Source organism: Cystobacter fuscus DSM 2262, from assembly GCF_000335475.2.
GTDB classification, from domain to species: Bacteria; Myxococcota; Myxococcia; order Myxococcales; family Myxococcaceae; genus Cystobacter; species Cystobacter fuscus.
Window position 1 is genome coordinate 182993 of record NZ_ANAH02000065.1, and the last position, 7370, is coordinate 190362.

Here is a 7370-nt window from a genome sequence, read left to right on the forward strand (position 1 = left end):
TCACGTTGGACATCTCCTCACAACGGCCGGGGCTGGATGCTCCGCGCGCGCTCCAGCTCGCCCGCCTCCCTCCAGTGGTGGGAGAGGATCTGCGCGGGCGCCTGGGAGCGTTCGAGGACGGCGGCGAGCCGCGCATGCAGCTCCCGGGCGGCGATGGGAGACACGCTGGCCCGGATGGCCTCTTCCACCAGATCATGGCCGAAGCGCTCGCCCACCAGGACCTGGGCGGCCTCGAGCTCGGCGAGCGCCGCGAGACGCTCGGTGGCGGACAGCTCGAGCACCTCGGACACGAGGGAGGTGCGGAAGAAGGGGCCCGCGAGGGCGGCGAGCTGGGCGCACTGGAGGGCTCGGGGCGAGAGCCGCTCCAGGCGGCGCTGGAGCAGGGGGCCCACGCGTCCCGGCGGGGGAAGGCGGTGCGGCCAGTCCTTGCGCAGCCCATCCGTCTCGATGAGGTGCTTGAGCGTCTCGAGGATGTAGAGGGGATTGCCCCCGGTGTAGCGGGCGAGGGCGTCGGCGTGCGCCTCGGCACCGGGCAGCTCCAGGCCCGTCAGGAGCTGGTGGACCTGTTCCTCGGAGAGCGGACCGAGCTCGATGAGGCGCGCGCGCCCCGTGTCCACCAACTGCCGCACGCTGTTCTCCGAGTAGGGCGGGAGTTCGCCGCGGCGGTAGCAGTCGATGAAGCGGGGCGCGTGGGCCGCGTCCGTGCTCGAGTCCAGGAGTCGCTCGAAAGCGTAGGTGAACACCTTGGAGCTGGCGCTGTCCCAGTACTGCACGTCATCCGTGATGACGACGCGGTAGCCGTCCATCAGCAGCCGCATGGCCTCCACGTTCGCGTCGTAGAAGCGCAGCTCGTCGGCCTCCGAGGCCATCGGCGGCGGCCGCTCTCCCCCCAGCTCGGGAAGGATGCGGGACAGCTCCGTGCGGACCCAGTCCGGGAGGATCACCTCGGGCCGGTGGGTCATGTGGAGCCGGAAGGCGCGGGCCTGCGAGGCGAAGGGAATGGCCTGATCCCCGAAGCGCCCCTCGAGCTTCACCCACCGTCCCTTGCTGGCGGCGAACTCCTCGACGAGACGGGACTTGCCCACCCCGGGCTCGCCGCTGATGAACACCAACTGGCTGGCGGCGAAGCCCTCCTCGAGCTCGCGCCATGCGGCTTCCCGGCCGGCGAGCACGGGAGGGCGTCGCACGGACAGGGGCAGGGGGGCACCCGGGGCGGCCGGGGAGGAGGGCCGCACCCCGGTGCCCTTCTCGATCTGCCGCACCAGGGCGAGCGTCTCGGGCATGGGGTCCACATCCAGCTCGCGCGAGAGGGTCGCGCGCAGCCGCTCGAAGGCGGCCAGGGCGGCGTCTCGGTCTCCCTGGAGGTAGTGCAACTGGATGAGGTGGCGGCCGGCCTGCTCGGACTCGGGCTCCTGTTGCAGCCAGTCATGCACCAGCGCGGACGCGGTGTTCCAGTCCCCTCGGGCCATGGCCTGGGTGACGCCCTGCTGGCGCGCGGCGCGCACCCATCCCTCCACGGCGGTGCGCGCGCCGTCCAGCCAGCGTGACAGCTCGTCGCAGTCCTCCAACTCCAGACCGGAGAGCAGCGAGCCGCTCCCCGAGGACCGCGCGATCTCGAGCACCTGGGAGTGGGCGCGGAGCCCTGCCGCCGCCTTGAGCTGGGCGACGTCCAGCCGGAGCCCCGGCACGAGGGCCAGACGCTCGGAGGTGGCCTCCACCAACTCCACGCCGTCGCACAGCAGGCGCAGGCGGCGCAGCAACTGGCGCATGTTGGCGCGAATGGTGGTGGGTGGCGAGTCGGGCCACAGCAGGCTCGCGACGACGAACTTCGACGAGGGGCCCTCCAGCCCCAGGTAGGCCAGCATCACCGCGGCCCGCCGCTCCAGCCGCACCTGTCTGCCTTCGGGGCTCTCCAAGTGCGCCAGTCCCAGCACCCGAGCCGCCCATCCGTCCTGCACCCCTTCGACGCTCGTCATGTGGATCCTCTCCAGGACCACAAGACAATCCAGACGTCCATCTCTTCCTGAGGGGCGAAGTTCACTGGTTTTGAAAGACATCAACCCGGGAGGAAACGGGGAGTAGACTGCGCCCATGCGCTTCCAGCCGCCCTGGAGCGGGGCCTTCCGCCTCCAGACCTTCTTCCACCGCACCCCCGAGGCCCTGCCCGCGAGCGCCATCGACGCCATGCGCGCGGCCATCCTGGACTCGTCCCTGCTCGGGGAGAGCAACCTGACGGCGCAGTTCTCGGGCACCTATGGGTTCTCGGTCACCTTCCGGCGCGAGGCCCGCGCCGAGGTGACGGAGCGGTTCGCCGCCTTCGCCCCGTTCCTCGAGGCCGCGCTCCTGCCGGGCTGCAACGCGTTCCTGCTCAACCCGCTCCTGGTGCACAACGGGCGTGGGGTGGCGGCGCACCTGGATCGCAGCATGGGCTCCTACGGCGCCGGTCTGGGCAACCCGATCGCGGTGAGCGTGCTCTACGTCCAGGTGCCGGAGCGGCTCGCGGGGGGAGAGCTGCGGCTGTACCACCGGGGCGAGCGCGTGGCGGCGCTGGCTCCCCTCGCGCGCTCGCTGGTGACGTTCCGGGGAGACCTGGTGCACGAGGTGGCCTCGGTCGAGGCCGGGGCCCCCGGGCTTTCGGCGGCGCGCATCAGCCTGGTGGTGGAGCAGTACCGTGTGCCGGAGCCGCTGCTCGCGCGGGTGCCGCGGTTCGAGCTGCGGACCCGGAGGGGGGTGGAGGCATGAGCGAGCTGGCGATGGAGTGGTGGGTGCCCCAGCGGCCGGATCAGGTCTTCACGGCCTTCGAGGATCCCTTCCGGCAGCGGCGCTGGTACGGGGCCCCGCCCGGAGGCCTGCGCCTCGGCGAGGAGGGAGAGTCGGAGGTGGGCGAGCCGTTCCGGATGAACCTGCTCGACGAGCGGGAGAGGCCCCTGGCGCAGATCTGCCGCGTGCTCGAGGTGGACCCCGGCCGGGGACTGGTGATGGAGCTGACGTGGGAGGGGCGGGAGGACTACGGCCGCGAGACGACGCGCGTCTCATTCACCCTCCATCCGGCGGAGGGGGGCACGCGCATCGAGGTGCGCCAGGGCCCGTTCTCGAGCCGCGAGGTCGAGCAGGCGCACCGGGCGTACTGGGAAGCCAACATGGGGCGTCTGGCCCGGGTCGTCTCCGGAGAAGCCGTGCCCTGCTTCGAGGAGTTCTGGGAGGAGTCGAGTGGCTTCGTCGAGCCGCTCGGCCTGGCGACCCATGCGGTGCTCGCCGGCCTGCGGGAGGCCGGGGCGGCGCCCGAGTTGGTCGCCCAGGTGGAGGAGACGCTCTACACGCACCTCGGCCGCCTGCCCGAGGAGACCGCGAGGGTGCTGGGGGCGGTGCTTCGCGCGCGGCTGCACGGGGGGCTTCCGGGTGGAGGCGGATAGGGCTGCCGCGTTGACCGGTCTCGGTGCTGCGCTAGGGTGCCTCCATGCCGAAGCCATCATCGATGCCCTGGATCGACATCCCCATGTTCTCCGAACCGGGGCAGGCCCATGCCTTCGCGAACCGGCAGGCACAGCTCGTCACGCTCCACAATGCCCTCGTCCAGGCCGGTAATGCTCTTCGAGGCGGGAACATGAACGTGAGGCTCCGGCACGTGGTTTCCGGCTACAAGGGCGTGGGGAAATCCTCCCTCATCCTCCAGGCGCTCGGGCTCATTCGGGATGATCCCGAGGCGAGGCACTCCTACGAGAAGATGACTGGCATCACGGGAGCCTTGCTGGAACCCTTCGACAGGCAGCGCTGGATCATTCTCAGGGTTTCGGGCAAGCACGTCTCGAACGTTGATGCGGTCGGAGACGCGCTCCAGAGGGCTGTGGCGGAGGAGGATGAAAGGTCCGAGCAACGAAGGGAACCCCTCCTCCCCCTGCTCGCGGACATCCGGCAACAGGTGGAGGCGACCACGGATCGGGCGCTCTCCCTTTCGATCTTCCATAGACTGTTGCCCCTGCGTGAAAACGAACTCTACAAAAAGGTACGGATCAGTCTGCGGGCCGTGGCGATCGCGCTGGAGTATGTGCAGAAGTGGCAGGGTTCCAAGCAATCCGAGAAGCTCGATCAGACCACCAGCAGTCAAAACTCAGCGGAAATCGAAGGACAGCTCATCTCCCAGCTCAAGATGATCGCGGGCGGAGCCATCACTCCCGACCTGGAGAGTTCCCTCAAGATCGCGGCCAGCATCATTCGCAAGAGTGGGGCTTCCTCGATTCAGTCCACCCAGGTCGAGCGGCAGTGGCGGATCAGCGCGCAGGTCGTTGTGGAGGCCCTCAACATCTTCTTTGAAGCAACCAATCGCGCTCAATTGCCCACCCTGCTCATCCTGGATGATCTCGACGAAGTGACCTCCGCCATCGGCCCTTCCATCGATGAGCGGGCGCGCGCTCTGAGTTGGATACTTGGGCCTTTCACCGAGTTGAAACCCACATGCCTCGTCATCAGCCTGCGTCAGGAGTACATGCACGAGGACATCTCGAGACAATTTCGGCCGATACACATTCCGCCCATGACGAGAGACTCGGCCGCCATCGCTGTCGAGCGGTGGGGGGAAGTCCAGGGTCCACCCTTGACGCCGGAGCAGGTTCAATGGCTCCAAGAGCAGGGCGACCAATTCCTCAAGTCCTTTGACCGGAATGAGCCCGTGGTCGTTCCCTTCCATTTCCTCCAGCTGGTCTCATGGTTCGCCAATGGCGCCGCCGTGGAAGGAGAGAGCGCGGAGCAGGCGCTCTTGCGCTACCTTGGGGAGAAGAATTTTCGGAGCAGTGTTCGCATCTTCGAGCGTCTTGCCTCCGTCATGCCGGACGACGACATCATGCGATGCGCGGCCTCGAGCCCGGTGGAGTCGGCGGCGTACGCCCTATCCGAAAGTGATCGCAAGGAGTTGGAGCAGGCGGGCCTCGTCCGGCCGGCTATGGCGGGAGATCCCCACGACACGCGGATTGTCATCGATCCGCTGTGCGCCTACCTGCGACTGGCCAAGAAGACTCCCTCATGACGGCCCTCCCGACGCTGCGGCTTTCGTACCTCCGGACTTGGCCGGGCCTGACGTCGGTCTCGCGGGGGCTCGGGCAACTCGTTTTGGGGAAGGTGCTCTGGCTGCCCACGGCACTGGGCCGCGAGGAACTGGAGGAACTGATCGATACGCTGGTCCTCCTCCTGGGTCTGCCCGTCGCCATCACCGCGGATCCTTCGCGCTGGCAGGCCTCCGAGGGAAAGGGAGCCATCGTGCTCATTCCCTCCTCGGTCGTGGAGCCTCCCGCGCCCATTCGTGAGTCCGTGGTGCTCTGTACTCGCGAGCGGGTGCCGGGAAACTGGTCCCTGAATCTGCCACGCGAAGTGCTGCTCATCCGGGATGCGGTCACTGAGTGCATTGGACGCCAGCTCAGCGCGTCGGGGCTCGCACGAGTCGCTTCTTGGGTCGCGAGTGTCGCGGATACACCCGCCACCGCCATCCGCTTCGTGGATGGGGTGCAGACACACCTGCTGAAGAACCCCAAGGCAGATGACGCTTCGCTCTACTGTGCGGGACTCGCGGCCGTGCTCGACTGGATGCTCACGGGGGTTGATGCCAGGGTGGTTCAATGGCTTCTGACGCTCGCATTCGGTGGCGCTGGACCCGAGCGTCGCATCAGTACCGACGCCGCGCTTCTCGGCAGGCTGGAGGCACTCCGCCGCGCGTTCGACCAGGGACTCTTGTACCAGGTGCCCCAGAATGAAGAGGACCCCCTGGATTTGCGGCGTCCCTTGGACGCAATCGGGCGTCTGGAGTCCGCTCCAGGACGGCCGACCCAGGCACAGCTCGCGGAGCAACTGGGACCACGCCTGCCCTCCACGGCTCGTCAGATGCTGGAGCGCCTCGTCCAGCCGACGGCTCGCGGGCTCGGTCTTCCAGGGCCGGCAGCGGTGCGGTTGATTGGCCGGGATGAGATCGTCAAGCGGCTGACCGGACTGCTGGAGCCCTCGGATCGGATCCAAACCTGTGTGCTTTACGGGGTGGCGGGTTGTGGAAAGACGGCCGTGGCTGCCAGCGTCGCTCAGATGATGGAGCACAGGCTGGAGTCTGTCTGGATCAACTTTGCAGGGGGACCGCTGGCGGGCTGGCTGCGGGTGGCAGCTGCTCTGGAGCTGGATACCCAAAATTCACTGGCTGAGCGAAAGGACAAGTCAGGCGTACCCCGATGGGTTCGGGAAGCTCAGGCTCGGCTGGCCGAAGGGACGTACCTTCTCGTCGTGGATGATGTGGACGAGGTAGAGGAAGATTTGCTCCAAGAGTGGCTACCCTCGGGACAAGGGCATTGCGCGGTGCTGGTACTCAGCCGGTCTTCCCAAAAGGCTCTCCAGCGGGCCCATGATGCAATTGCAATTCATGTCCCCCTGTTTTCACTGGAAGACGCTCGGCGTTTCGTGGAACTGCGTACGTCTCATTTGGCCACTGAGATCGCACAGGGCGGCGCCGATGCCCTGATTAATCGCGTCGGACGGCATCCTGGCGCACTTATGCTCCTTTCTAATGCGATCGGTCACCGTGGCATTCAGAACACGCTTGATGCACTGTCCTCCTCGTCTCAAGAGGTGGACGTCATCCCGCGAGTTCTCCAAGAAGTGGTCGAAGGACTCGGGCATGACGAGCACACCGTCTTGCGTACTGTCTGGGCTTGCTCGATAGGAGGATCAAGGATCGAGCTGGTAAAAGAGGTCAGCGGAGTGCGGAGTTCGATCCCCATAATTGAGTGGCTTGTTGATCGGGGATTGATCATTCAGAGTGGGCGCGTTGTTCGACTGGAAGCATTGGTGCGACTTTGTCTTGAGCGCCTGCGTTCAGTGGGTTTCGATGCTGTTCTTTTTATTGATCACGCCACGTATGTGTTTGGATTGATGGGCAAAGCTTTTCGCAAGCGTGACTATGTGATGCAAGGCGATCTCCATCAGGATCTGATCCTTGCGTCAGAGCGCATGATGGATCTGGTTGGGCAGGGACGAAAAGATGCTGTCGAATCCTGCATGCGGATAGGCAATGCGTTGCGTGAATTTCCGTTGGGCGGCAGAGAGCGCAGTCTGCGTCAAGCCATTGCTTGCTACCAGTCCGTCCTTGAAATATGTGATCGCAAATCCTTCCCTGGGAACTGGGCCACAGCACAAAACAACATGGGTCTTGCCCTTAGTGAGTTGCCAACAGGCAATCGGGAGACGAACCTGCGTCAGGCCATCTCTGCCTTCCAGTCCGCCCTTGAGGTATGGACGAGAGAGTCCTCGCCCGAGAACTGGGCCATGGCACACAACAACCTGGGACTTGCCCTTCGTCAATTGCCCACAGGCAATCGGGAAGAGAACCTGCGTCAGGCCAT

The 7370-nt window shown here is 66.1% G+C and carries 5 protein-coding genes; 4 read left to right on the forward strand and 1 reads right to left on the reverse strand.

What is annotated here, in order from left to right; translation table 11 throughout:
- Positions 1–17 precede the first annotated feature (17 nt).
- On the reverse strand, positions 18–1976 hold the full coding sequence (locus D187_RS40520; protein ID WP_002631288.1) for an ATP-binding protein: 1959 nt from the start codon (positions 1974–1976) through the stop codon (positions 18–20).
- A gap of 115 nt (positions 1977–2091) precedes the next feature.
- Here D187_RS40520 and D187_RS40525 point away from each other — a divergent pair, with 115 nt between their 5' ends.
- The 4 genes from D187_RS40525 to D187_RS40540 all read left to right on the forward strand — a co-directional run.
- Positions 2092–2742 (forward strand): 2OG-Fe(II) oxygenase, encoded by a 651-nt coding sequence (locus D187_RS40525; RefSeq protein ID WP_002631287.1) that lies wholly within the window; start codon positions 2092–2094, stop codon positions 2740–2742.
- Entirely contained in the window at positions 2739–3413 is a 675-nt protein-coding gene (locus tag D187_RS40530; RefSeq protein ID WP_002631286.1) for an SRPBCC family protein, read from the forward strand. The genes D187_RS40525 and D187_RS40530 overlap by 4 nt, the downstream gene beginning before the upstream one ends.
- A gap of 44 nt (positions 3414–3457) precedes the next feature.
- Positions 3458–5020, forward strand: a complete 1563-nt coding sequence (locus D187_RS40535; RefSeq protein ID WP_155893944.1) for a hypothetical protein — start codon at positions 3458–3460, stop codon at positions 5018–5020.
- Between the two features lie 92 nt (positions 5021–5112).
- Positions 5113–7370 (forward strand): ATP-binding protein (locus tag D187_RS40540; protein ID WP_211241635.1); only part of this gene is annotated, 2258 nt, incomplete at its 3' end.